The following is a 23212-nucleotide window of genomic DNA, read 5'->3' on the forward strand; positions in this document are numbered from 1 at the left end:
GCTCGCCTGTGCGCACCTGCGTGGGGTGTCGGCGACGGGACGAACAGGCCGCGCTGCTGCGGCTGGTGGCTCGTCGGGACGACGCCGGATCGTGGACGGTCGTCCCGGACGAACGCCGACGTCTCCCGGGGCGAGGTGCCTACGTGCACCCCCGCACCGGGTGTGTCGAGTCGGCCGTGGCTCGCCGCGCCGTCGTCCGTGCCCTGCGCCTCTCGGCGCCGGTGACGGTCGACCTCGCGGAGGTGCTCCGGCACTCGGCGGAGCAGCGCGGGTGAAGGACCTCTCCGGACCGACCGGTCCGCAGAGACGCACCACGGGCGGGCTACGGCCTGTCATCGAGGACACCGGAAGCGGGTTTGACGCTGATGAGCACCCGATGAGTACTCAGCGATGAGCACCCACCAGCAGTAGTCGCGACCTCCCCGAGCGGGTTCGGTCGTGGCGCCAGACACCAAGGAGACACCACACCGTGCCAAAGCTCAGGGTTTACGAGCTCGCCAAGGAGCTCGGGGTCGAGAGCAAAGAGCTGCTCGCCCACCTGAAGGACCAGGGAGAGTTCGTGAGGTCGGCATCGTCGACCATCGAGCCCCCCGTCGTACGCAAGATCCGGGAGAACCCGCCTGCGGGCTCCGGGTCCACGACCTCCGGGTCGGACCAGGCACCGGCCGCGAAGCGGTCGGGTGCCACCGCCCCCAAGCCGGGCCCGGCGCGCAGCGCCACCCCGGCCCCGTCCGCCGAGAAGGAGAAGGCGGACACCCCGACGTCGGCCGCCCCCGAGGCCACGCCGGAGCCGCGCCCGAGCGAACCTGCCGCCCCGGAGCAGTCCGCTCCCGAGCAGTCCGCACCGGCGACCCCCGCCGCGGAGCCCAGGCCCCAGACCCCGGCCCCGACCCCGCAGGCCCCCACTCCGCAGGCGCCGGCCGCCAAGGCCGCGCCCAAGACCCCGCGACCCGGCGCCAAGCCGGGCCCGCGGCCGGGCAACAACCCCTTCAGCTCCAACCAGGGGATGGGCCAGTCCCGTGACCGCCGCGGTGGTCAGGGCGATCGCGGCGGCTCGCCGCGGCCGGGCAACAACCCGTTCGCCACCAGCCAGGGCATGCCCCGGCCCGGTGGCAGCCGAGGCTCCGAGCGCCCGGCCGCACGGCAGGGCACCGGTGCCGCCGGGCCTCGTCCCGGCGGACCCCGTCCGAACCCGGGCATGATGCCGGCCCAGGCCGCGGTGCCCCGTCCCGGCGAGCGTCCTGCGCGCGGCGGTGGCCGTGGCCGTCCCGGTGGGGGCGGACCCGGTGGCCCCGGTGCCGCGGGAGGTTTCCGTGGTCCCGGTGGCGGACGCGGTGGCGGTCCCCGTGGCCGCGGCGGCACGGCGGGTGCGTTCGGTCGAGGCGGCGGGAAGGTTCGTGGTCGCAAGTCCAAGCGGGCCAAGCGCGCCGAGTTCGAGCAGATGCAGGCGCCCGCCATCGGCGGCGTCAACGTGCCCCGCGGCAACGGCGCGACCGTCACGGTGCGTCGTGGTGCCTCGCTGACCGACTTCGCCGACAAGATCAACGTCGACCCCGCGTCGCTGGTGACCGTCCTCTTCCACCTCGGTGAGATGGCCACGGCCACCCAGTCCCTGGACGAGGACACCTTCGGGGTGCTCGGCGCCGAGCTCGACTACACCATCCGCGTGGTGTCGCCGGAGGAGGAGGAGCGAGAGCTGTTCAGCTCCTTCAACATCGACCTCGATGCCGAGGCGGACGCCGAGTCCGACGAGGACCTCGAGGCCCGCCCCCCGGTCGTCACGGTCATGGGTCACGTCGACCACGGCAAGACCCGGTTGCTGGACGCCATCCGGCAGGCGGACGTGGGCGGCGACGAGGCGGGTGGCATCACCCAGCACATCGGCGCCTACCAGGTGCACACCGAGCACGACGGTCAGGAGCGCGCGATCACCTTCATCGACACCCCGGGTCACGAGGCGTTCACCGCCATGCGTGCCCGTGGTGCCAAGGTGACCGACATCGCGATCCTCGTCGTCGCCGCCGACGACGGCGTGATGCCGCAGACGATCGAGGCGCTCAACCACGCCCAGGCGGCGGACGTGCCGATCGTGGTCGCCGTCAACAAGATCGACGTCGACGGCGCGGACGCGGCCAAGGTGCGCGGTCAGCTGACCGAGTACAACCTCATCGCCGAGGAGTACGGCGGCGAGACGATGTTCGTCGACGTGTCGGCCAAGAACCAGCTCAACATCGACCAGCTGCTCGATGCCGTGCTGCTCACCGCCGACGCCGCGCTGGACCTGCGGGCCAATCCCGACAAGGACGCGCGCGGTGTGGCGATCGAGGCCAACCTGGACAAGGGCCGCGGCGCGGTCGCGACCGTGCTGGTCCAGCAGGGCACCCTGCGGGTCGGTGACGCGATCGTCTCCGGCGGCAGCCACGGTCGGGTACGTGCGCTGCTGGACGAGCACGGCACCAACGTCGACGAGGCCACCCCGTCACGCCCGGTGCAGGTGCTCGGGATGGACACCGTGGCGCGGGCGGGCGACACCTTCCTGGTGGCGCCCGACGATCGCACCGCCCGACAGATCGCCGAGAAGCGCGAGGCTGCCGACCGACAGGCCGCGCTGGCCAAGTCGCGCAAGCGGATCAGCCTCGAGGACCTCAACCAGGCCCTCGCGCAGGGCAAGGTCGAGACCCTCAACCTCATCCTCAAGGGTGACGTGTCGGGGTCCGTCGAGGCCCTGGAGGACGCGCTGCTGCAGATCGACGTCGGCGACGAGGTCGACCTGCGCATCATCGACCGAGGGGTCGGCGCGATCACGATGAACAACATCAACCTCGCGGTCGCCTCCGACGCGGTCATCCTCGGCTTCAACGTCCGGGCGGAGGGTCAGAACGCCGACTACGCCGACAAGGAAGGCGTGGAGATCCGCTACTACTCGGTGATCTACCAGGCCATCGAGGACATCGAGAACGCCCTCAAGGGCATGCTCAAGCCCGAGTACGAAGAGGTCGAGACCGGGACGGCGGAGGTCCGCGAGATCTTCCGCAGCTCCAAGTTCGGCAACGTGGCGGGGTGCCTCGTGCGCAGCGGCGAGATGCGCCGCGGTGCCAAGGCCCGCATCACCCGCAACGGGGTCGTCATCACCGAGAACCTGCAGATCGCCGGCCTGCGGCGGTTCAAGGACGACGTCACGGAGGTCCGCGAGGGCTTCGAGTGCGGTGTCAACCTGGGGTCGTTCAACGACCTGCAGGCGGACGACCTCATCACCACCTACGAGATGCGGGAGATCCCCCGCACCTGAGGTGACCCGACGGACGACGAGGCCGGTCCCACGCCCCAGGGCGCAGGACCGGCCTCGTCGCTCGCGACGACCGGCTCCGTAGGATGGGCCGGCCCTGCCCTTCAGCCGGGGGAGGCCCGACAGCTCGAGGAGGACGAGATGGCAGACCAGGCACGCGCGCGACGCATCGCCGAGCGGACCAAGCAGCTGGTGACCCAGGGACTGTCCCAGGTGGTCAAGGACGAGAGGGTCGGCTTCGTGACGATCACCGACGTCCGGGTCACCGGCGACCTCCAGCACGCCAGCGTCTTCTACACGGTGCTCGGCAGCGACGAGGACCGGGAGGTGGCGGCGGAGATCCTCCAGACCTACCGGGGCCGGCTGCGCAGCTTCGTCGGCAAGGGTCTGGGCATCCGCCTCACGCCGACCGTCGAGTTCATCCTCGACGCGCTGCCCGAGGACGCGCAGCACATGGACGACCTGCTCCAGCAGGTGGCGCGGCGCGACGCCGAGCTCGCCGCCGGACGTCAGGCGTCGGGCTACGCCGGCGAGCCGGACCCGTACCGCAAGCCCCGGACCGCCGAGGAGGACCAGGGGTCCTCCGGCGCATGAGCGGTCCGCAGCGGGCGCCCTTCGTGGGTGACGGCCTGCTCGTCGTGGACAAGCCCTCCGGGTGGACCAGCCACGACGTCGTCGCCCGGGCCCGCCGGCTGTGCGGGACCCGCAAGGTCGGTCATGCCGGCACGCTCGACCCGATGGCCACCGGGGTGCTCGTCCTGGGGGTGGGCCGGGGCACCAAGCTGCTGACCTTCCTCGTGGGGAGCGACAAGGCCTACACCGCCACCGTGCGGCTGGGACAGGCCACCCTCACCGACGACGCCGAGGGTGAGGTCGTCTCCACGGCGGACGCGTCGGACCTGTCCGAGGACGAGATCGCCGCCGCGGTGCGGGACCTCACGGGCGACCTCCAGCAGGTGCCCAGCGCCGTCAGCGCCATCAAGGTCCGGGGGGAGCGCTCCTACGCCAGGGTGCGCGCGGGCCAGGACGTGCAGCTGGCCGCCCGCCCGGTCCGGGTCGCCCGCTTCGAGGTGCAGCAGGTCCGCCGGGAAGGCCCGACGGTGGACCTGGACATCGAGGTCGAGGTCTCCTCCGGGACCTACGTCCGGGCCCTCGCCCGCGACCTCGGTGCCGCCCTCGGGGTCGGTGGCCATCTCACCGCCCTGCGACGGACCCGGGTGGGTGGGCTGCGGGTCGGGGCCGCCAGTGCGCTCGAGGCGTTGTCCGCCGACGGTGCGGTGGCCCGTCAGCTCCTCCCGCTGGCCGACGCCGCCCGCGCCACGCTCACCGCCCGGCTGCTCGACGACTCCGAGGCACAGGCCCTCGGGCACGGTCGCCGCATACCCGCCGAGCAGCCCGGACGCAGCGAGCCGGTGGCGGCGTTCGCCCCCGACGGGCACCTGGTCGCGGTGCTCGACGAGTCTCGCGACGAGGCGCGGGCGCACGTGGTCCTGGCTCCTGCCGGGTCCGGTTAGAGTGACGCCCGTGCATCGCTGGACCAGCGTGGAGGACCTTCCCGACGACCTCGGCCCGACGGTGGCGACCCTCGGCAACTTCGACGGTGTCCACCTGGGCCACCGGGCCGTGCTGCGGACCGTCACCGACCTGGCGCGCGAGCGCGGCGTCCCGGCGGTCGCCGTCACCTTCGACCCCCACCCGGTCGCCGTGCTGCACCCGGAGCGGGCGCCCCGGGAGATCGTCGGGCTGGAGCACCGTCTGCAGCTGCTGGAGGAGGCGGGCCTCGACGGGGTGGTCGTCATCGAGTTCACCCGGGAGTACGCCCGGCTCCTGCCGGAGGACTTCGTCGTCGAGACCTTCGTGGACGGGCTGCGGGCCGAGGTGGTCGTGGTCGGCCAGGACACGAGGTTCGGCCTGCACAACTCCGGGGACGTCGCCACGATGCGTCAGCTGGGCGAGGTGCACGGGTTCGAGGTGGTCGTGCAGCACACGGCGGGTGCCCTGGCGGACGGGCGGCGGACGTGGTCCTCGACCGCGCTGCGTCAGGCCATCGCCGACGGGGACATGACCCTGGCCGCCCAGATCACGGACCGCCTCCACCGGGTCTCCGGGACGGTGGTGCACGGCCACCACCGCGGCCGGCAGCTCGGCTACCCCACGGCCAACCTGGGCCCCGACCGGGTGGGCATGGTGCCGGCGGACGGCGTCTACGCCGGCTGGCTGGAGCGACCCGCCGTCGACGCCGACGACCCCGACCGCCGGCTGCCGGCGGCGATCTCGGTCGGGACCAACCCCACCTTCGACGACGTCGACGACCGCACGGTCGAGGCCTACGTCCTGGACCGCACCGACCTCGACCTCTACGGCGAGTGCGTCAGCGTGGACTTCCTGGCCCGGCTGCGGGGCAACGTGCGGTTCGGGTCCGTCGAGGAGCTCACCGAGCAGATGGCGCACGACGTGGACCGGAGCCGCGCCCTCCTCGCGGGGGACTGACCCCTCCGTGCGGGAGCGCTACCTCCGCACGGACTGGGCCCCCTTCGTGGCCGGGCTCGGGCTGAGCCTCGTGGGTGCCGTCCTCATCTGGTCCTCGACCCACGAGTGGGCCGGGACGGCCCTGGCCGTGCGGCACCTCGTCAACACGGTGGTCGGCGTCGTCGTGGGCCTCGCGGTCATCGCGCTGGACGTGCGCTGGCTGCGCGCCGCAGCCCCCTGGGTCTACCTCGGGGGACTGTCCGGTCTCGTCCTGGTCCTCACGCCGGTGGGGCAGACGGTCAACGGCTCGCGGTCCTGGCTGTTCCTGCCCGGGGGCTTCTCGCTGCAGCCCGCCGAGCTCGCCAAGATCGGCCTGGTCGTGGGGCTGGCGATGATCCTGGCCGAGGGCCGAGACCCCTACCGCCGACCGGGGTGGCGAGAGGTGCTCCCGGCGTGGGTGCTGGCGGCGGTCCCCATCGGTCTCATCATGCTGCAGCCCGACCTCGGCAGCGGCCTCGTGCTGGGTGTCCTCACCCTCGTCGTGGTCGCGACCTCCGGCGCCTCGTGGCGGTGGACCGCGGCCGCCGCCGCGGCCGTGTGCGCCACGGTCGTCGCGGCCATCCGGATCCCGCTGCTGGACCCCTACCAGGTGGACCGGCTGCTGGCCTTCCGGAACCCTGGGCTGGACCCCGAGGGCATCGGCTACCAGACGCGGCAGGCACGGTTGGCGATCGGCTCCGGAGGGTGGTCGGGCACCGGCCTGGGCGAGGGGCCCCAGACGCAGGGCGGGTTCATCCCCTTCCAGTACACCGACTTCATCTTCACCGTGGCCGGGGAGGAGCTGGGCTTCGTCGGTGCGGTCGGCCTGCTGGTGCTGCTGGGGTTCCTGGTCGTCCGAGGTCTGGTGGTCGCGCTGCGGTGCGAGGACCCCTTCGGGCGCCTGCTCGCGGTCGGGGTCTCGTCGTGGTTCGGCTTCCAGATCTTCGAGAACATCGGGATGAACCTCGGGCTCATGCCGGTCACCGGGCTGCCCCTGCCGTTCCTGTCCTACGGGGGGTCCTCGATGCTGGCCTGCTGGGTGGCGCTGGGGCTCCTGGCCTGCGCCAGCGGGCGGGACCGGGCGACGCGCCCGTCTTGGCGGCCCAGGTCGAACCTGCCAAGATGAGCATCCGCAGGACCATACGACTTGAGGAGTTGCCGTGGCCCGTCTCATCGATGAGCAGCCAGATCTCGCCCTGATCGAGAACCGTGTCCCGAGCGTCGGGCACCTCTTCCGGGACCGGGTCGCCGCCACGCCGGACGCCGACGCCTTCCTCTACCCCGACGGGGAGTCGTGGCCGACCCTCAGCTGGTCCCAGGCCGGGGAGCGCGCCTACGCCCTGGCCGCCGGTCTCGTCGAGCTCGGGGTGCAGCCGGAGGAGCGGGTGGCCCTGTCGTGCTCGACCCGCATCGAGTGGGTCCTGGTCGACCTGGCGGTGATGTGCGCCGGGGCGGCCACGACGACGATCTACCCCACCACCCTGTCTCAGGACGTCGCCTTCATCATCACCGACTCCGGCAGCCGGGTGGTCGTCGCCGAGGACGACGAGCAGGTCGCCAAGGTGCTCGAGCACCGGACCGAGCTCGGTGCCGTGCTCAAGATCGTCGTCATCGACGGGTCCGGGGACGGTGGCGACATCATCACGCTGGCCGAGCTGGAGGAGCTCGGGCGGCGCCGGCTGGAGTCCGAGCCGGGGGTGGTCGACGCCCGCATCGACGCACTCACCCCCGACCACCTCGCGACGATCATCTACACCTCCGGCACCACCGGGCGGCCCAAGGGCGTCCGGCTTCCCCACTCCGCCTGGACCTACGAGGGTGCCGGGGTGGACGCCGTCCACCTGCTCGGACCGGACGACCTCCAGTACCTCTGGCTCCCGCTGGCCCACGTCTTCGGCAAGTGCCTGCTCGTCCTGCCCCTGCAGATGGGCTTCCCGACGGCCGTGGACGGCCGGGTCGACAAGATCGTCGCGAACCTCGCCGTGGTCCGGCCGACCTTCATGGGCGCGGCCCCGCGCATCTTCGAGAAGGCCTACGGCCGCATCACCACCATGATGGCCGACGAGGGCGGGGTGAAGCAGAAGCTCTTCACCTGGGCCTCCGGGGTGGGCCAGGAGGTAGCCGAGATCCGTGCCTCCGGCGGTGAACCGGCCGGTCTGCTCAAGGCCAAGCACGCGGTCGCCGACAAGCTCGTGCTGTCCAAGATCCGGGAGCGCTTCGGCGGACGGATCCGGTTCTTCATCTCCGGCTCCGCCGCGCTCAACCACGACATTGCCCGGTGGTTCGACGCGATGGGGCTGACGATCATCGAGGGCTACGGCCTCACCGAGTCCAGCGCCGCCTCGATCGTCAACCGTCCGCGAGCCGGCGTCAACAAGATCGGCACGGTGGGGTGGCCGCTGCCCGGGACCGAGGTGCGGATCGCCGAGGACGGCGAGCTGCTCATGCGCGGCCCCGGTGTCATGACCGGCTACCACCAGAACGACGAGGCCACGGCGGAGGCGTTGCAGGACGGCTGGCTCGCGACGGGTGACATCGCCGAGATCGACGAGGACGGCTACGTCCGCATCACCGACCGCAAGAAGGACCTCTTCAAGACCTCCGGCGGCAAGTACGTCGCGCCCTCGCGCATCGAGTCCCTGTTCAAGGGCATCTGCCCCTACGCCAGCCAGCTCATCGTCGAGGGGGACGGCCGCAACTTCGTGTCCGCGCTCATCACGCTCGACCAAGACGCCATCACCGCCTGGGCCGCCAAGAACGGCATGGCGGGGGACAGCTACGCCCAGATCGTCACCTCGGACGCCGCCCGGGAGATGGTGCAGCACCACGTCGACCAGCTCAACCAGCAGCTGGCCCGGCACGAGCAGGTCAAGCAGTTCCACATCCTGGACCACGACCTGTCGATCGAGGACGGGGACCTCACGCCGAGCATGAAGCTCAAGCGACGTGCGGTCACGGCGAAGTACAAGGACGAGCTGGACGCCTTCTACACCGGCTGACCGGGAGGGCCGCCGGGCCGGTCAGCCGTGGACGGTCCGGACCAGCTCGCGGTAGCGCCCGACGACATCGTCGGCGCGCTCCGAGGGCCGGGCCTCCAGCCGGGCGGACGTGGGGACCGGCCAGTCCGGCAGCTTTTCGCCCCGCAGCGTCCAGGCCGCCTGCCGGGCGGCGCCGAGGGCGACGTACTCGCCCGCCGCCGGGACGACGACCGGCACCCCCAGGAGGTCGGCAGCGATCTCCCGGACCGCCCGGGAGGCGACCGCGCCGCCGATGAGGTGGATGCGCTCGACGGTCACGCCCTCCCGCGCCAGCGAGTCGACGCCGGCGCCCACGCCGAGGATCATGCCCTCGACCATGGCACGGGCCAGGTTCGCCGGCGTGAGGTTGTCGCGGGTGAGGCCGGACAGGGTGCCCGTCGCGTCCGGCAGGTTCGGTGTCCGCTCCCCGTCGAGGTAGGGCAGCAGCGTGAGACCACCGGCGCCCAGCTCCGCCTGCAGGGCGAGGTCCTCCAGACCCGCCAGATCGGTCCCGAGGGCCTGCGCCCCCGCGGTGAGCACCCGGGCGGCGTTGAGGGTGCACACGAGGGGCAGGAAGGTGCCGGTGGCGTCGGCGTAGGACGCCACCTCCCCGGTCGCGTCGTGGCTGGGGGAGTCGTGCCGCGCGAAGGCGGTGCCGCTCGTGCCCAGCGACATGACGACGTCGCCGGGCCGGAGCCCGAGACCGAGGGCCGCCGCCGCGTTGTCACCCGTGCCCGGCCCCAGGACCATGCCGGAGGCGGTGCGGCCCGCCTCCTCGTGCGGTCCGAGGACCTCCGGCAGCTCCAGGTCCCGGTCGACCGCCAGCCGCAGCAGGTCCCGGTCGTAGTCGCCCGTGGCGGCGTCGAAGTACCCGGTGCCGGAGGCGTCCCCCCGGTCGGTCGACCAGCCGCTCGCGGAGCCGCCGTGGTGGCGCAGGATCTGCCCGGTGAGCCAGTCGTGCGGGAGCACGCACGTGCGGGCCCGGGCGAACACCTCGGGCTCCTGCCGGGCGCTCCAGCGCAGCTTGGCGACGGTGATGGCCGCGAGCGGGACGACGCCCACCCGGTCGGCCCACGCCTGGGCGCCGCCGAGCTCCTCGACGAGCTCCCTGGCGGCCTGCGCCGAGCGGGTGTCGTTCCACAGCAGCGCGGGGCGCACGACGGCGTCGTCCTCGTCGAGGAGCACCATGCCGTGCTGCTGACCCCCGACCGACAGGGCCGCCACGTCCTCCAGGAGACCGCCGGCGGTGGCCTCCTCGAAGGCGTCCCACCAGTGCTGCGGGTCGACCTCCGTGCCGGAGGGGTGCGTGCCACGCCCCTCGCGGACGACCTCCCCGGTGTCGGCGTCGCAGACGACGACCTTGCAGGACTGCGTCGAGGTGTCGACGCCGGCGACGAGGGTGCGGTCAGCTCCAGTCATGGTCCTCCAGGGTGGTGCGTGCACCCACCTCGTGCAACCGCTGGAGGAAGTGGCGGTAGGCGGCGGCGAACCGCTCGTCGTGACGCAGGTCGCCGAAGAAGGTCTCGTCCTCGAGGAACGCCAGCGGTTCCTCGTCCTGCCGTGCCGCCGCGGCCATGACCCGGTCCCGGTGGCGGTCCACGACCTCGATCGGCTCCCCCTGCTCGTCCACGCCCTCGGCATACCTCGCCCAGGAGGCGACGACGAGGGCCGACCTGTCGATGGAGCCGTCGTGCTCCAGGTTGTGCCGGATGACCGGCACCAGCCACTTCGGTATGCGGTCGCTGCTCTCGGCGCAGAGGCGGGCGAGGGTGTCGCGCACCTCGGGGTTGGCGAAGCGGTCGACCAGCGTGCGCCGGTAGTCGGCGAGGTCGACGTCCGGCACCTCCGGGAGGGTGGGGGACCCCTCGTGCTCCATGTAGCCGAGCAGGAACTCCTCGAAGAGCGGGTCCTGGGCGACCTCGTGGGCGTAGCGGTACCCCGCGAGATAGCCGAGGTAGCACAGCGCCTGGTGGCTGGCGTTGAGCAGCCGCAGCTTCATGAGCTCGTAGGGGACCACGTCGTCGACCACCTGCACCCCGACCTCCTCGAAGGCCGGCCGGCCGGTGGGGAAGTGGTCCTCGAGCACCCACTGGGTGAACGGCTCGCAGACGACCGGCCAGGCGTCCTCGATCCCGAACCGCTCGGCGAGGGCGTCGATGTCCTCCTGGCTGGTGACCGGGGTGATCCGGTCGACCATCGAGTTGGGGAAGGACACCTGCTCGTCGATCCAGTCGGCCAGCCCGTCACCGGTGCGGTGCTCGTCCTGCATCCGCGCGAAGGAGGTGATCATCTGCCCGGCCACGTCCCCGTTGCCCGGCAGGTTGTCGCAGGACATGACGGTGAACGGCTCCACGCCGGCGTCCCTGCGGCGGCGCAACGCCTCGGTGATGAAGCCGAACGCGCTGCGCGGGTCCTCCTGCGGGGCCTGGATGTCGGCCTGCAGGGACTCGTCGGTGGGGTCGAACTCACCGGTCACCTGGTTGACGTGGTAGCCGCCCTCGGTGATCGTCAGGCTGACGATCCGCACGTCCGGGTCGGTCATCCTTGCCAGGACCGCCTCGGGGTCGTCAGGTGCGAAGAGGTAGGCCGACATCGCCCCGACGACCCGCGGCTCCAGGGCGCCGTCGGGGTGCTTCACCACGAGGGTGTAGAGACAGTCCTGGGCCGCCATGACGTCGCGCATCCGGGCGTCCCCGGGCATGGTGCCGACCCCGACGACCGACCATCCCTGGTGCTCCTCAGGGGCCTCGTTCATCAACCGGTCGAGGTACATCGCCTCGTGGGCGCGGTGGAAGCCACCGACGCCGAAGTGCACGATGCCGGGCCGCAGGGCGGACCGGTCGTAGGTCGGGCGTGCCACGTCCTCGGGCAGCCCCGGCAGGGTCTCCTCGCTGAGCTTCATGGTCGACATTCTCCCGGTCACTTGACGGCGCCCATCGACAGGCCCTGCACCAGCTTGTCCTGCGCCGCGAACCCGGCCGCGAGGACCGGCAGCGAGACGACGAAGGACGCCGCGCAGACCTTGGCGAGGAAGAGGCCCTGGCTGGTGACGAAGCCGGTGAGGAAGACGGGTGCGGTGCTCGCCACCGTGCTCGTGAGCACCCGGGCCAGCAGCAGCTCGTTCCAGCTGAAGATGAAGCAGATGAGAGCGGCCGAGGCGATGCCCGGCATGACCACCGGGGCCACGACCTGGCGCAGGGTGGTCAGCAGCCCGGCGCCGTCGACCTGCGCCGCCTCGAGCATCTCCACGGGCACCTCGGAGAGGAAGGACTGCAGCATCCAGACCGCGATCGGCATGTTCATCGAGGTGTAGAGGATGATGAGCAGCCAGATGTTGTCCAGCAGGTTGGTGGCCTGGGCGAACAGGTAGATCGGCAGGATGCCGGCCACGATGGGCAGCATCTTGGTGGAGAGGAAGAAGAAGAGCACGTCGGTCCACTTCTTCACCGGCCGGATCGACAGGGCGTATGCCGCGGGGAAGGCCAGCAGGATGACCAGGATGGTGGACACCACGCTCGCGGTCATCGAGTTGAGCAGCGGTGGCCACGGGCCGGCGGCGAAGAACGTCCGGTAGCCCTCGAGGCTGACCGGTGCGAAGAGGACCGGGGGGTTGCTGGCGGCGTCCGTCTCGGCGCGGAAGGACACCAGGACCATCCAGAGCACGGGGAAGAAGAAGAGGACGCCGACGACCCAGGCGAGGGTGGTGAGCAGCATCCCGCGGCGCGGGGGCTTGGTCTGGACGAAGGTGCGTCCGCCCACCGTCTGGGTCGTGGTCGCGGGGGTGGTGCGGTCCCCCCTGGTCGAGGCGGTGGTGCTCATCGGCCCTCCTCCTTGAAGATGGCGAAGGCCGTGCGCAGGGCGAACATCGCGACGACGAGGGTGCCGACCACCGTCACGACGCCTGCCGCCGACGCCCGGCCGTAGTCCTGGGCGGTGTAGAAGGTCTGGTAGATGAAGTAGGGCAGGTTGGCGGTGCCGGTCGCCCCCGCGGTGATGGTGAAGACGTGGTCGAAGTTCTGGACCACGTAGATCGTCCCCAGCAGCGTGCTGAGCTCGATGTACTGACGCAGGTGCGGCAGCGTCATGCTGGTGAAGATCCGGAACTCGGACGCGCCGTCGATCCGCGCGGCCTCCACGACGTCCAGCGGTCGGCTCTGGAGCCCGGCGAGCAGGATGAGCATCATGAACGGCGTCCACTGCCAGACCAGCGCCGCGACCAGGGCGGGGAGCGGCATCGAGCCGACCCAGTCCGGTTGCGGGGCGTCCTCCCCGAGCACGAGCGTGAGCAGGCCGTTGAACAGTCCGTACTCGGGGTTGTAGAGGGCGTGCTTCCACAGGAGCGCGGCCGCCACCGGGACCACGAGGAAGGGGGCGATCATCATCGTGCGCACGATGCCCTGGCCCCGGAACTTGCGGTCCAGGAGCAGGGCGATCGCCAGCCCGAGCACCAGGCTGATGAGCACCGTCGAGACCGTGATGAGGATGGTGACGACGACCGCGGAGCGGGCGTTGACGTCGGTGAACACCCGGGCGAAGTTGGAGAAGCCCGCGAACCCGCGCTCGTCGGGGTAGTAGGCGTTCCAGTTCATGAACGAGATGATGATCGTGCCCAGGAACGGCAGCTGGGTCATGACGATGACGAAGATGAGCGCCGGCAGCAGCGGGATCCGTCGCTGCCAGGAGTCGGACCTGGTCTGACGTCGCCGCGGCGGTGGGGTCGCGCCGGCCCGACCCTGCTCGGGGTTCGGGCCCGCGGTGCCCCGCTCGGACGTGTCGGTGCTGCTGCTCATTGCTGGGCCGCCCTCTCCTCGTAGCGCTCCGCGATGTCCTCGGCGACCCGCTGGCCGCGGGAGAGCGCCTCGTCGACGCTCATGCGACCGGCGATGGCCGCGCTGATGTCCTGGCTCACCTGCGTGCCCAGGTCGGGGAACTCGGGTATGCCGACGAACTGCACCCCGATCGCCGGTCGTGGCTGCACGCCCGGGTTCTCCGGGTCGGCCGACTCGATGGCCGCCCGGGTGGCCTCCGCGAAGGGGCCCGCCTCGGCGAGGTAGTCCTCGTTGTCGTAGGTCGACGAGCGCTTGCCCGCCGGGACCCGCGACCAGCCGAGCTCCTCGCCGACCAGCTCCTCGTACTCGGTGCCGGAGGCCCAGGAGACGAACTCCCAGGCGTTGTCCTGCTTCTCGCTGGCGGCCTGGATCGCCCAGGACCAGGCATACAGCCACCCGGAGCTGTCGGTCTCCATGACCGGTGCCGGGGCGTAGCCGATCTTGCCCTTCACCGGGGACCCGGGGGCCTCCAGCGACCCGGCGGCCGAGGTCGCGTCGTACCACATGGCCGAGTTGCCCTGCTGCAGGTTGTTGAGGCACTCCACGAAGCCGGAGGCCGGGGCGCCGTTCTGGCCGTGCTCGCGGACGAGGTCGACGTAGAAGTCGACCGCCTCGGTGAACTCCGGTGCGTCGACCCGAGGCGTCATGTCCTCCTCGAACCAGGTGCCGCCGAAGGTGTTGACCACCGTGGTGAGCGGGGCCATGACCTGGCCCCAGCCGGGCTGCCCGCGCAGGCAGATGCCGCTCATGCCGGGCTCCGCGCCGTCCACCTGGGCGGCGATGTCGGCGACCTCGGGCCAGGTGGGCTGCTCCGGCATCTGCACGCCCTCCGCCTCGAGGACGTCCTGGCGGTACATGAGGAAGGAGGACTCGCCGTAGAACGGGATGCCGTAGGGCACCTCGTCCACGGAGAGGGAGGTCCGCATCGGCTCCAGGATGTCGTCGTAGGCGAACTCCTCGTCCTGGGCGATGAACTCGTCCAGCGGCGCCACCCACCCCGCCCTGGCGTAGATCGGGATCTCGAAGTTGGACAGCGAGGCGACGTCGTACTGGCCCGCCTGGCTGGTGAACTCCTGGCTGATCTTGTCGCGGACGTCGTTCTCCGGCAGCACGGTGAAGTTGACGCTGATCCCCGTCTCCGCGGTGAAGTGCTCCGCGGTGAGGTTCTGCAGGTCGACCATCTGGGGGTTGTTGACCATGAGGACGTCGATGGAGTCCGGGCCGCCGCCGCCCACGCCACCGCCTCCCCATCCGGCGCAGCCCGTGGCCACGAGGGCCGCGCACGTCGAGCTGATGACGACCAGCGCCCTCGCTGGTCCGGGATTCCTGGGCACAGGCCGCCTCCTCGTCCATGCTCATCCGAGCACTGGGACGTGCACACATGAGTATGATCAGTGAAGCCGTCACCACGGTGCTTGTCAAGGACGTGCGCAGCGCGCGTGCGACCGGGAGAATGGTCCTCCCGACCCGTCCGTCGACCCCTGGGGTCGCACACCCGCAGGAGGTTCCTCGTGGCCGTCCGGGAGGAGCATGACCTGGCCCTGGCCGTCGCCGTGGCCCGACGGCACTACGAGCAGCACCAGGCCAAGACCGACATCGCCGAGGCGCTCGGGATCAGCCGCTTCAAGGTGGCCCGGCTGCTGGACCTGGCGCACGAGGCCGGGGTCGTGCGCATCGAGATCGTCGAGCCGGACGCGCGGGACGACCGGCTCAGCGAGGACCTGCGCGCGCGCTTCTCGCTCGAGCACGCGCTGGTGGCCCCCGTCTCCTCCACCGCGCCCGATGTGCGGGCCGAGCTGGGTCGGGCGGCGGCCGGGCTGCTCGGCCGGATCCTGCGGCCGGACGACGTCCTCGGGCTGCCGTGGAGCCGGGCGGTGCACGACATGGTCTACGCGCTGCAGTCCCTCCCACCGGTCGAGATCGTGCAGCTGAGCGGCGCGCTGGCGGGCATCAGCGAGGACTCCAGCTCGGTGGACCTCGTCCGCAGGGCGGGGCGCATGGCCGGGGGCGGACGACGGGTGTTCTTCGCGCCGCTCGTGATGCCCGACGCGGCTGCCGCCGAGGCCGTGCGGCGGGACCCGGCGGTGAGCGGGACGCTCGCGGCCGCCGAGAGGGTGACCGTCGCCGTGGTCGGGGTGGGCGCCTGGGAGCAAGGGCAGTCCACGATCCACGACGCGGTCGACGAGGACTGCCGCCGGCGGGTGTCCGACGCCGGGGTCGTCGGGGAGGCCGTGGGTGCCTGCTTCGACGCGCGGGGAGTGCTGGTCCGGACGTGCCTGTCGGAACGCCTCATCGCCCTCTCGCCGGAGCAGCTGCGCGGCATCGACCGGGTCGTCGCCGTCGCCCACGGGGAGGGCAAGGTCGAGGCCCTGCGCGCCGCGATGACCGGCGACCTCATCAACGGCCTGGTCACGACCTACGACACGGCGCAGGCCCTGCTGGGCCGGCCCTGAGCCCGGTGGCGGTCACCCTCCGGTGACCGCGTCGCCGGGCCCCTCCATCGCCGCGCCGGCCGGCATGCGCCAGGCCGCGAGAGCGGCCGGGACCGTCAGGACGAGGGCGGCCCCGGCCACCACCGGGGTGAGCTCGAGCCGCAGGGTGAGGAGCCCGACCGTCGCGAGCGTCACGAGGAAGCCGACCTCGCCGGCGACGCCCGCCACCGAGGTGATGGTGGCGCGGGCGCGGCTGGTCCGACCGATGGCGTGCTGCAGACGGGCGTCACCGGCCTCGTACAGGCTGCTGGCCGTCGCGTAGCCGAGCCCCAGCGCCCCCGCCCCCAGCCACCCAGACCCCGCGGCTCCGAGGGCCAGGAGCACCCCCGCGAGCAGGACCACGCCGGCGTGCCGTCCGCCGGTCAGCAGGGCGACCCGGTCGCTGAGCGCGGTCCCCAGCGCCTCGAGCAGGACGATGCCCGCCATGACCAGGGCCACCCGCCCCACCGAGGCCCCGTCGTCGGCGAGCAGCAGGGGGAAGTACTCGTCGAACCCGACGAGGGTGACGACCGCGGCATACCCCAGCAGGACCCGACGCACGGGACCGGCGGTGCGCGCCTGGGCGACCCCCTCGCGCAGCGTGGACACCCAGCCGTGCGGGGTGGGGCCCGTGAGGCCCGGGTCGGGCGCGGGGTCGACCGACCGCGGTGACGTCTCGTGCACCGGGGCGCTGCGCCCCGGGGGAGCGGGTGTGCCGCCGCGCGCCGGGGGCAGCAGCAGGGTCACCCCGACGTGCAGCACCGCCACGCCGAGGCTGGCCGCGCCCACGAGGGCGTAGCCGCCCGCCAGGTGCAGGGGTGCGGCCGCCGCGATAGCCCCGGCCATGGCCACGAGGGCGATGCTCTCCGCGCGCGCCTTGACGCGGGCGTACCGGTTGCTCTCCCCGCGGGCCGAGAGCTGCTCGAAGAGGTAGGCCTCCCAGGTCCCCGAGTGCAGGGCGTCCGAGCACGACCACAGGACGAACCCGAGCAGGAAGCCCCAGAAGCCCGGCCACACCATCCAGGTGGCGAAGGCCGCGACGTAGACGACGCCGGAGACGACGAGCAGCCGGCGCCGGTCGAGCAGGTCGGCCCACGCGCCGGAGGGGATCTCCAGCACGAAGGCGCTCAGCGACCAGACCGCCAGCAGCACCGAGATCTGCGCGGTGCTGAGGCCGCGGTCGGCGAAGAGCAGGGCGTAGACGCCGAAGAGCGGGATCGCCTCGTGCGTGGCACGGTAGGCGACCGCCAGCCCGGAGATCGAGGCTCAACCCTCGCCGGACGGGAACCGGGGGTGCGTCATGCTCCTCACCCTAGCGGCGGTCCGGGCAGCGCGGGGGGTGCTGCCCGGATCGTGTCCGCCCGGCGGCGCGTCAGTCGATCTTGCGAGCCCGGATGATGCCCTCGATGGCCAGGATCGAGTCCTTGAGGTCGTCCTGGACCTCGCCCTCGACGTCGACGAGGGTGTAGGCGACCTCGCCCTTGGACTTGTTGGTGAACTCGGCGACGTTGAGCCCGGCGTCGGCGAGCGTGGCGGTGATCTGGCCGATCATGTTGGGCTTGTTCTCGTTGAAGATGCCCAGCCGGGTGGTGCCGGGGGTGCGCGCCATGACGACCTCGGGGAAGTTCACCGAGTTCCGGATGTTGCCGTGCAGCAGGTAGTCCGAGAGCTGGTCGGCGGCCATGACCGCGCAGTTGTCCTCGGCCTCGCCGGTGGAGGCGCCCAGGTGGGGCAGGGCGATGACCTTGGGGTGCACCGACCCGGCCTCGCTGGGGAAGTCGTTGACGTAGGCGTGCAGGTGCCCCGAGTCCAGGGCCTCCAGGACGGCCGCCTCGTCCACGACCCCGCCGCGGGCGAAGTTGAGGACCACCCCGCCGGCGGGCATCGTCGCGATGCGCTCGGCGTCCACCAGGCCCTTGGTCGCCTCGATGAGCGGCACGTGCAGGGTGATCATGTCGGACCGCGCGAACAGCTCCTCGACGCTGGTCACCTGCTCGACGTTGGGGGAGAGCTGCCAGGCGCGCTCCACGGTGATGGCGGGGTCGTAGCCGAGCACCTTGAGGCCCAGCGACTGCGCCGCGTTGGCGACGAGCACGCCGATGGCGCCGAGGCCGATGACGCCCAGCGTCCGGCCCGGGAGCTCGTAGCCGGCGAACTGCTTCTTGCCCGCCTCCACCTTCTGGTCCAGGTCGGTGCCGGTGAGCGACTGCTCGGCGACCAGGCCGCGGGTGTAGTCGGCGGCGTGGTAGAGGTTGCGCGCCGCCAGCAGCATGCCCGCGATGACGAGCTCCTTGACCGCGTTGGCGTTGGCGCCCGGCGTGTTGAAGACGGGGATCCCGCGCGCCGCCATCGCGTCCACCGGGATGTTGTTGGTGCCGGCGCCCGCGCGGGCGACGGCGTACAACGACTCGGGGATCTCGGCGGAGTGCAGGTCGGCCGAGCGCAGCAGGATCCCGCGGGGCTGCGCGATGTCGGTACCGATGTCGAAGACGTCCCGGTCGAGGCGCTGGAGGCCGATAGGGGAGATCGCGTTGAGGGTCTGGATCGCGTAGGTCTGGCTCATGGGAGTGGTGTCTCAGCCGTTCTGCTGCTCGAAGTCGGTCATGAAGTCCACGAGGGCCTGGACGCCCTCGATCGGCATGGCGTTGTAGATGCTGGCCCGCATCCCGCCCACGCTGCGGTGCCCCGCGAGCCCGGAGAGCCCGGCCTCGGCGGCGGCCGCCACGAAGGGCTTCTCGAGGGCGCTGTCGGGCACGAGGAAGGGCACGTTCATCCAGGAGCGTGCCGCGGGCTGGACGGGGTTGGAGTAGAAGTCCGAGGCCTCGATGGCGCCGTAGAGCAGGTCGGCCTTGGCCTGGTTCCGGCGCGCCATCTCGGCCACGCCGCCCTGCTGCTCGACCCACTCCAGCACCAGCCCCACGAGGTACCACGCCAGGGTGGGCGGGGTGTTCAGCATGGAGTCGGCGTCCGCCATGGCCTTCCAGTCCAGGGCCGCGGGCACGTCCGGGCGGGCCCGGTCGAGCAGGTCACGGCGGACGACGACGACGCAGATCCCGGCGGGGCCGAGGTTCTTCTGGGCACCGGCGTAGATGACCCCGAAGCGCGAGACGTCCAGGGGGCGGGAGAGGATCGTCGAGCTCGCGTCGGTGACCACCGGCACGGCCCCCGCGTCCGGGACGTAGGGGAACTCGACCCCCCCGATGGTCTCGTTCATCGTGTAGTGCAGGTAGGCGGCGTCCGTCGGCACCTCCAGGGAGGCCTGCGCCGGCACCGTCGAGTAGTTCGACTGCTTCTCGTCGGCGAGGACCTGCACGTCGACGTACTTGCGGCCCTCGGAGATCGCCTTCGTCGACCAGGACCCGGTGTTCAGGTATGCGGCGGGGGCGCCGGGGGAGGCGAGGTTGAGCGGCACGGCGGAGAACTGCCCGGTCGCCCCTCCCTGGAGGAAGAGCACCGCGTAGTCGTCGGGGACCGAGAGCAGGTCCCGCATCCGCCGCTCGGCCTCGGCCGCGATGGTGACGAACTCCGGGCTGCGGTGGGACATCTCCATGACGGACATCCCGGACCCGCGCCAGTCGGTGAGCTCGGACTGGGCGCGCTCGAGCACCTCGAGCGGCATGGTGGCTGGACCGGCTGAGAAGTTGAAGACTCGCACGGGCATCTACCGTACCGTCAACCTCGGGCTGTCCCGGCCACGGGGCGACGGCTGCACCGAGGCCGAGGGTGCCCGGGACGCCCGGTCTGTCGGTGCCGCACGCGGAGGTGGGTGTGCGATACTGCCTAGCGGTCGGACGGCGTCCCACAGCGTCGTGCGGCCCGGCACGAGCCCCTGTGGTGCGCCCCACCAGGTCAGCACGCAGGTCGTGGACGCGAGGATGACGATCGCGTCGGGAGCCCGTGCCGCACCGGAACCGGTGCCGCGCGATCGCGCGAGCCGCAGCCGGTGACACAGGACGACTTCCGTCGTGGCCGACCGGCCAGGACGACACCGCACCCGCGTCGCGCGGCAGGGAGGCCCCCGGGCCTGGTTGTGGACCGCAGCCGTGCGGCCTGGAAGGACACCACGTGTCTGACGAACGCACCTCCGCAGGCCCCCTCGACGAGCAGTCCTCACCCGAGCAGGCCGCCGAGGCCCCGGGCGCCGGGACCGAGACCACCGAGCCCGAGCAGCCGGTGGCCGCGGAGCCGGACGGCGAGGAGGAGGCCGAGAACGAGGAGGACGACGCGCAGGCGCCGGCCGCCACGCCGTCCTTCGGCCTGGTGTTCCAGGCCCCCGACCTGTCGGACCTCCCGCCGCGCCGCTCGCGCCGGGCCACCTCGGCGTCCACCGCCCCGGCACCGGCGCCGGAGAGCGAGCCCGAGCCGGCCCCCGAGGACGCCCCCGCGGTTCAGGACGGCGAGGACGACGACGACAACGGCGCGCGCGGACGGCGGCGGCGCCGCCGGGGCGGCAAGGGTCGACGCTCCCGCACCGGCGACGAGGGCACGGGGGAGCAGCAGTCGGACGACCAGCCCGACGAGGCGCCGGCAGGGTCGACGGGGCAGGACAAGCCCTCCGGCTCCTCCCGACGCCGCCGCGGTGGGGCAGGCTCCGGGGCGAAGGGCTCGGGAAGCCCTCAGGGCGACCAGAAGGGTGAGGACGCCCAGGGCGGCCAGAACGAGGAGCAGCCCGACGCGAAGGAGTCCGAGGGCGACGGGTCCGGGGGCACCAAGCGGCGGCGTCGCCGGTCGCGCAGCGGCAGCGAGCGGTCCGCCAAGGACGAAGTGTCCTCGGTCAAGGGGTCCACCCGCCTGGAGGCCAAGCGACAGCGCAGGCGCGAGGGCCGGGAGGCGGGCCGGCGCCGGACGATCATCACCGAGGCCGAGTTCCTCGCGCGGCGCGAGAGCGTCGAGCGGGTCATGGTGGTCCGCGGGCTCGAGGACCGCACCCAGATCGCGGTCCTGGAGGACGGGGTGCCGGTCGAGCACTACGTCTCGCGCTCCGCGCAGTCCACCATGGTGGGCAACGTCTACCTGGGTCGGGTGCAGAACGTCCTGCCCAGCATGGAGGCTGCCTTCGTCGACATCGGCAAGGGCCGCAACGCGGTGCTCTACGCGGGCGAGGTCAACTGGGACGCGGCCGGTCTCGAGGGCAACCAGCCCAAGCGCATCGAGAACGCCCTGAAGTCGGGGGAGTCGGTCCTGGTGCAGGTCACCAAGGACCCGATCGGCCACAAGGGCGCGCGGCTGACCTCGCAGGTCTCGCTGCCCGGTCGCTACCTCGTCTACGTCCCCGGCAACTCGATGACCGGCATCTCGCGCAAGCTGCCGGACACCGAGCGCACCCGCCTGAAGAAGATCCTCAAGGAGGTCGTCCCCGGTGACGCCGGCGTCATCGTGCGCACCGCCGCCGAGGGCGCCTCGGAGGCCGAGCTGCGCGCGGACGTCGAGCGCCTCACCGCGATGTGGGAGCGGATCGAGACCAAGTCCCGGACCGCCAACGCGCCCTCGCTGCTGCACGGCGAGGCCGACATGACCGTGCGGGTCATCCGGGACGTCTTCAACGAGGACTTCGCCAAGCTCGTCGTGTCCGGCGAGAAGGCGTGGAACGAGGTCAAGCGCTACATCGACGACGTGGCCCCCGACCTCGCCGACCGCGTCGAGAAGGACACGGGCACCACCGACGTCTTCACGACCTACCGCGTCCACGAGGCCATCGCGAAGGCGATGGACCGGAAGGTGTGGCTGCCCTCGGGCGGCTCCCTGGTCATCGACCGCACGGAGGCGATGACCGTCGTCGACGTCAACACCGGCAAGTTCACCGGGTCCGGCGGCAACCTCGAGGAGACGGTCACCAAGAACAACATCGAGGCCGCCGAGGAGATCGTGCGGCAGCTGCGGTTGCGGGACATCGGCGGCATCATCGTCGTCGACTTCATCGACATGGTCCTGGAGAGCAACCGCGACCTGGTCGTCCGGCGGCTGCTGGAGTGCCTGGGTCGCGACCGCACCAAGCACCAGGTGGCGGAGGTGACCTCGCTCGGGCTGGTCCAGATGACCCGCAAGCGGGTCGGTTCGGGTCTCATCGAGGTCTTCTCCGAGAACTGCACGCACTGCTCGGGCCGGGGTGTGGTCGTGCAGACCGAGCCGGTCGTGCGCAGCGGCGGGGACGACGGCAACGGCGGCAACGGCACCGGCGGCGGCAAGCGCCGAAGCAAGGGCCGGGGCGGCAACGGGGGCAGCGGCGGCGGCTCCGAGCCCAAGAACGTCCTGCCCACACCCAACCCTGCCGGCCCGACCCCGGCGCAGATCGCCGCCGCGGCCCACGCCGCGGCGCTCAGTGCGGGGGCGAGCTCGGAGGCCGCGGACGCCGCCGCCGGGGCGGCCGCCCACGAGGTGGCCGACCAGGGCGAGGCCCCGGCCCCGGCCCCGCAGCAGGACGCGCCGGCCGCCGAGCCGGAGCCCAGCGCTGCCGACGTGGCCGCGCCCGCACCGTCCGCCCCGGAGGCCGTGACGGCCTCGGCGCCGGTGACCGGGACGGCCCCGGACGCGCCGGCCCCCAAGCGTCGTCGCCGGGGACGGGTCGTCGCACCGGCCGGCCCGCCCGTGGGCGAGGACGCGACCGGCTCCGGGACGGACTGAGTTTGGAGGCCGGGCGCCGCGCACGGTAGTCTGGTGCGTCGGTTCGCCCGACGGTGCGGCACCGGTCTCGGAGACGACATCCTCGTATGTCGGCTCGGCCGGGTCCCACCTACGCCGGGCGCGTCCGAGCCCACCGCGAGAGAAGCAGAAAGCGAGTTCAACGTGTACGCGATCGTCCGTGCTGGCGGCCGCCAGGAGAAGGTCTCCGTCGGCGACGTGCTGACCATCGACAAGGTCGGCGGCAACACCGCGGCCGGCGACACCGTCGAGCTCGCGCCCGTGCTCCTGGTCGACGGTGACGCCGTGACCACCGACGCCGACGCCCTCGGCAAGGCCACCGTGACCGCCGAGGTCGTGGGCGCCGTCAAGGGTCCCAAGATCGTCATCCAGAAGTACAAGAACAAGACCGGGTACAAGAAGCGGCAGGGTCACCGCCAGCCGCTCACCCAGGTCAAGATCACCGCGATCGACGCCTGAGCG

General features: G+C 72.1%; 18 protein-coding genes. 10 read left to right on the plus strand and 8 right to left on the minus strand.

All coding sequences use genetic code 11. The features are described 5' to 3' along the window. Nucleotides 1-20 precede the first annotated feature (20 nt). From Q0967_RS14680 to Q0967_RS14710, 7 genes are all read left to right on the plus strand, one after another. Nucleotides 21-275, plus strand: a complete 255-nt coding sequence (locus Q0967_RS14680; RefSeq protein ID WP_298751278.1) for a YlxR family protein — start codon at nt 21-23, stop codon at nt 273-275. A 194-nt stretch (nt 276-469) separates the two neighbouring features. After that, the gene (gene infB, locus Q0967_RS14685) at nt 470-3289 is read left to right on the plus strand and encodes a translation initiation factor IF-2 (RefSeq protein WP_298751115.1); all 2820 of its coding nucleotides are present in this window, start codon (nt 470-472) and stop codon (nt 3287-3289) included. Nucleotides 3290-3427: 138 nt separating this feature from the next. After that, complete coding sequence (gene rbfA, locus Q0967_RS14690) at nt 3428-3880, plus strand: 30S ribosome-binding factor RbfA (RefSeq protein WP_298751117.1); 453 nt, start codon at nt 3428-3430, stop codon at nt 3878-3880. After that, the gene (truB, locus tag Q0967_RS14695; RefSeq protein WP_298751119.1) at nt 3877-4800 is read left to right on the plus strand and encodes a tRNA pseudouridine(55) synthase TruB; all 924 of its coding nucleotides are present in this window, start codon (nt 3877-3879) and stop codon (nt 4798-4800) included. The genes rbfA and truB overlap by 4 nt, the downstream gene beginning before the upstream one ends. A 10-nt stretch (nt 4801-4810) precedes the next feature. After that, entirely contained in the window at nt 4811-5776 is a 966-nt protein-coding gene (locus Q0967_RS14700; RefSeq protein ID WP_298751122.1) for a bifunctional riboflavin kinase/FAD synthetase, read from the plus strand. 7 nt (nt 5777-5783) lie between these two features. Continuing rightward, the gene (rodA, locus tag Q0967_RS14705; protein WP_298751124.1) at nt 5784-6920 is read left to right on the plus strand and encodes a rod shape-determining protein RodA; all 1137 of its coding nucleotides are present in this window, start codon (nt 5784-5786) and stop codon (nt 6918-6920) included. A 34-nt stretch (nt 6921-6954) separates the two neighbouring features. Next, complete coding sequence (locus tag Q0967_RS14710) at nt 6955-8793, plus strand: long-chain fatty acid--CoA ligase (RefSeq protein ID WP_298751127.1); 1839 nt, start codon at nt 6955-6957, stop codon at nt 8791-8793. 21 nt (nt 8794-8814) lie between these two features. Here the strand turns inward: Q0967_RS14710 and xylB are convergent, their stop codons facing one another. The 5 genes from xylB to Q0967_RS14735 all read right to left on the minus strand — a co-directional run bounded on the left by xylB (nt 8815) and on the right by Q0967_RS14735 (nt 14974). Further along, on the minus strand, nt 8815-10230 hold the full coding sequence (gene xylB / locus Q0967_RS14715) for a xylulokinase (protein ID WP_298751129.1): 1416 nt from the start codon (nt 10228-10230) through the stop codon (nt 8815-8817). Then, nucleotides 10217-11722, minus strand: a complete 1506-nt coding sequence (locus tag Q0967_RS14720) for a mannitol dehydrogenase family protein (RefSeq protein WP_298751131.1) — start codon at nt 11720-11722, stop codon at nt 10217-10219. Before Q0967_RS14720 ends, xylB begins: the two co-directional genes overlap by 14 nt. Nucleotides 11723-11730: 8 nt before the next feature. After that, nucleotides 11731-12525: a carbohydrate ABC transporter permease gene (locus tag Q0967_RS14725; RefSeq protein WP_298751280.1), complete on the minus strand. Its 795-nt coding sequence runs from the start codon at nt 12523-12525 to the stop codon at nt 11731-11733. Nucleotides 12526-12626: 101 nt separating this feature from the next. Further along, nucleotides 12627-13601: a carbohydrate ABC transporter permease gene (locus Q0967_RS14730; protein WP_298751133.1), complete on the minus strand. Its 975-nt coding sequence runs from the start codon at nt 13599-13601 to the stop codon at nt 12627-12629. After that, nucleotides 13598-14974: a sugar ABC transporter substrate-binding protein gene (locus tag Q0967_RS14735; protein WP_298751134.1), complete on the minus strand. Its 1377-nt coding sequence runs from the start codon at nt 14972-14974 to the stop codon at nt 13598-13600. The genes Q0967_RS14730 and Q0967_RS14735 overlap by 4 nt, the downstream gene beginning before the upstream one ends. Nucleotides 14975-15151: 177 nt before the next feature. Here Q0967_RS14735 and Q0967_RS14740 point away from each other — a divergent pair, with 177 nt between their 5' ends. Next, complete coding sequence (locus Q0967_RS14740) at nt 15152-16093, plus strand: sugar-binding transcriptional regulator (protein WP_298751136.1); 942 nt, start codon at nt 15152-15154, stop codon at nt 16091-16093. A gap of 12 nt (nt 16094-16105) precedes the next feature. Here the strand turns inward: Q0967_RS14740 and Q0967_RS14745 are convergent, their stop codons facing one another. From Q0967_RS14745 to serC, 3 genes are all read right to left on the minus strand, one after another. Next, nucleotides 16106-17371, minus strand: coding sequence for an MFS transporter (locus tag Q0967_RS14745; RefSeq protein ID WP_363321991.1), 1266 nt, complete (start codon nt 17369-17371; stop codon nt 16106-16108). A 112-nt stretch (nt 17372-17483) separates the two neighbouring features. Further along, on the minus strand, nt 17484-18674 hold the full coding sequence (locus tag Q0967_RS14750; protein ID WP_298751138.1) for a phosphoglycerate dehydrogenase: 1191 nt from the start codon (nt 18672-18674) through the stop codon (nt 17484-17486). Nucleotides 18675-18686: 12 nt separating this feature from the next. Beyond that, nucleotides 18687-19772 (minus strand): 3-phosphoserine/phosphohydroxythreonine transaminase, encoded by a 1086-nt coding sequence (serC, locus tag Q0967_RS14755; protein WP_298751140.1) that lies wholly within the window; start codon nt 19770-19772, stop codon nt 18687-18689. A gap of 404 nt (nt 19773-20176) precedes the next feature. On the opposite strand from serC, the gene Q0967_RS14760 reads away from it, so the two are divergent. Together Q0967_RS14760 and rplU are read left to right on the plus strand one after the other, a co-directional pair. After that, nucleotides 20177-22732: an Rne/Rng family ribonuclease gene (locus Q0967_RS14760; RefSeq protein WP_298751142.1), complete on the plus strand. Its 2556-nt coding sequence runs from the start codon at nt 20177-20179 to the stop codon at nt 22730-22732. 162 nt (nt 22733-22894) lie between these two features. Continuing rightward, complete coding sequence (gene rplU / locus Q0967_RS14765; protein ID WP_298751144.1) at nt 22895-23209, plus strand: 50S ribosomal protein L21; 315 nt, start codon at nt 22895-22897, stop codon at nt 23207-23209. The last annotated feature ends 3 nt before the right edge of the window (nt 23210-23212 follow it).

The organism is uncultured Serinicoccus sp. (assembly GCF_947500995.1).
Taxonomy (GTDB): domain Bacteria; phylum Actinomycetota; class Actinomycetes; order Actinomycetales; family Dermatophilaceae; genus Ornithinicoccus.

Coding starts and splice junctions, on each gene's coding strand:
- rbfA (WP_298751117.1), top strand. CDS start 3,428: ATGGCAGACCAGGCACGCGCGCGACGCATCGCCGAGCGGACCAAGCAG.
- truB (WP_298751119.1), top strand. CDS start 3,877: ATGAGCGGTCCGCAGCGGGCGCCCTTCGTGGGTGACGGCCTGCTCGTC.
- xylB (WP_298751129.1), bottom strand. CDS start 10,230: ATGACTGGAGCTGACCGCACCCTCGTCGCCGGCGTCGACACCTCGACG.
- Q0967_RS14720 (WP_298751131.1), bottom strand. CDS start 11,722: ATGTCGACCATGAAGCTCAGCGAGGAGACCCTGCCGGGGCTGCCCGAG.
- Q0967_RS14725 (WP_298751280.1), bottom strand. CDS start 12,525: ATGCTGCTCACCACCCTCGCCTGGGTCGTCGGCGTCCTCTTCTTCTTC.
- Q0967_RS14730 (WP_298751133.1), bottom strand. CDS start 13,601: ATGAGCAGCAGCACCGACACGTCCGAGCGGGGCACCGCGGGCCCGAAC.
- Q0967_RS14750 (WP_298751138.1), bottom strand. CDS start 18,674: ATGAGCCAGACCTACGCGATCCAGACCCTCAACGCGATCTCCCCTATC.
- serC (WP_298751140.1), bottom strand. CDS start 19,772: ATGCCCGTGCGAGTCTTCAACTTCTCAGCCGGTCCAGCCACCATGCCG.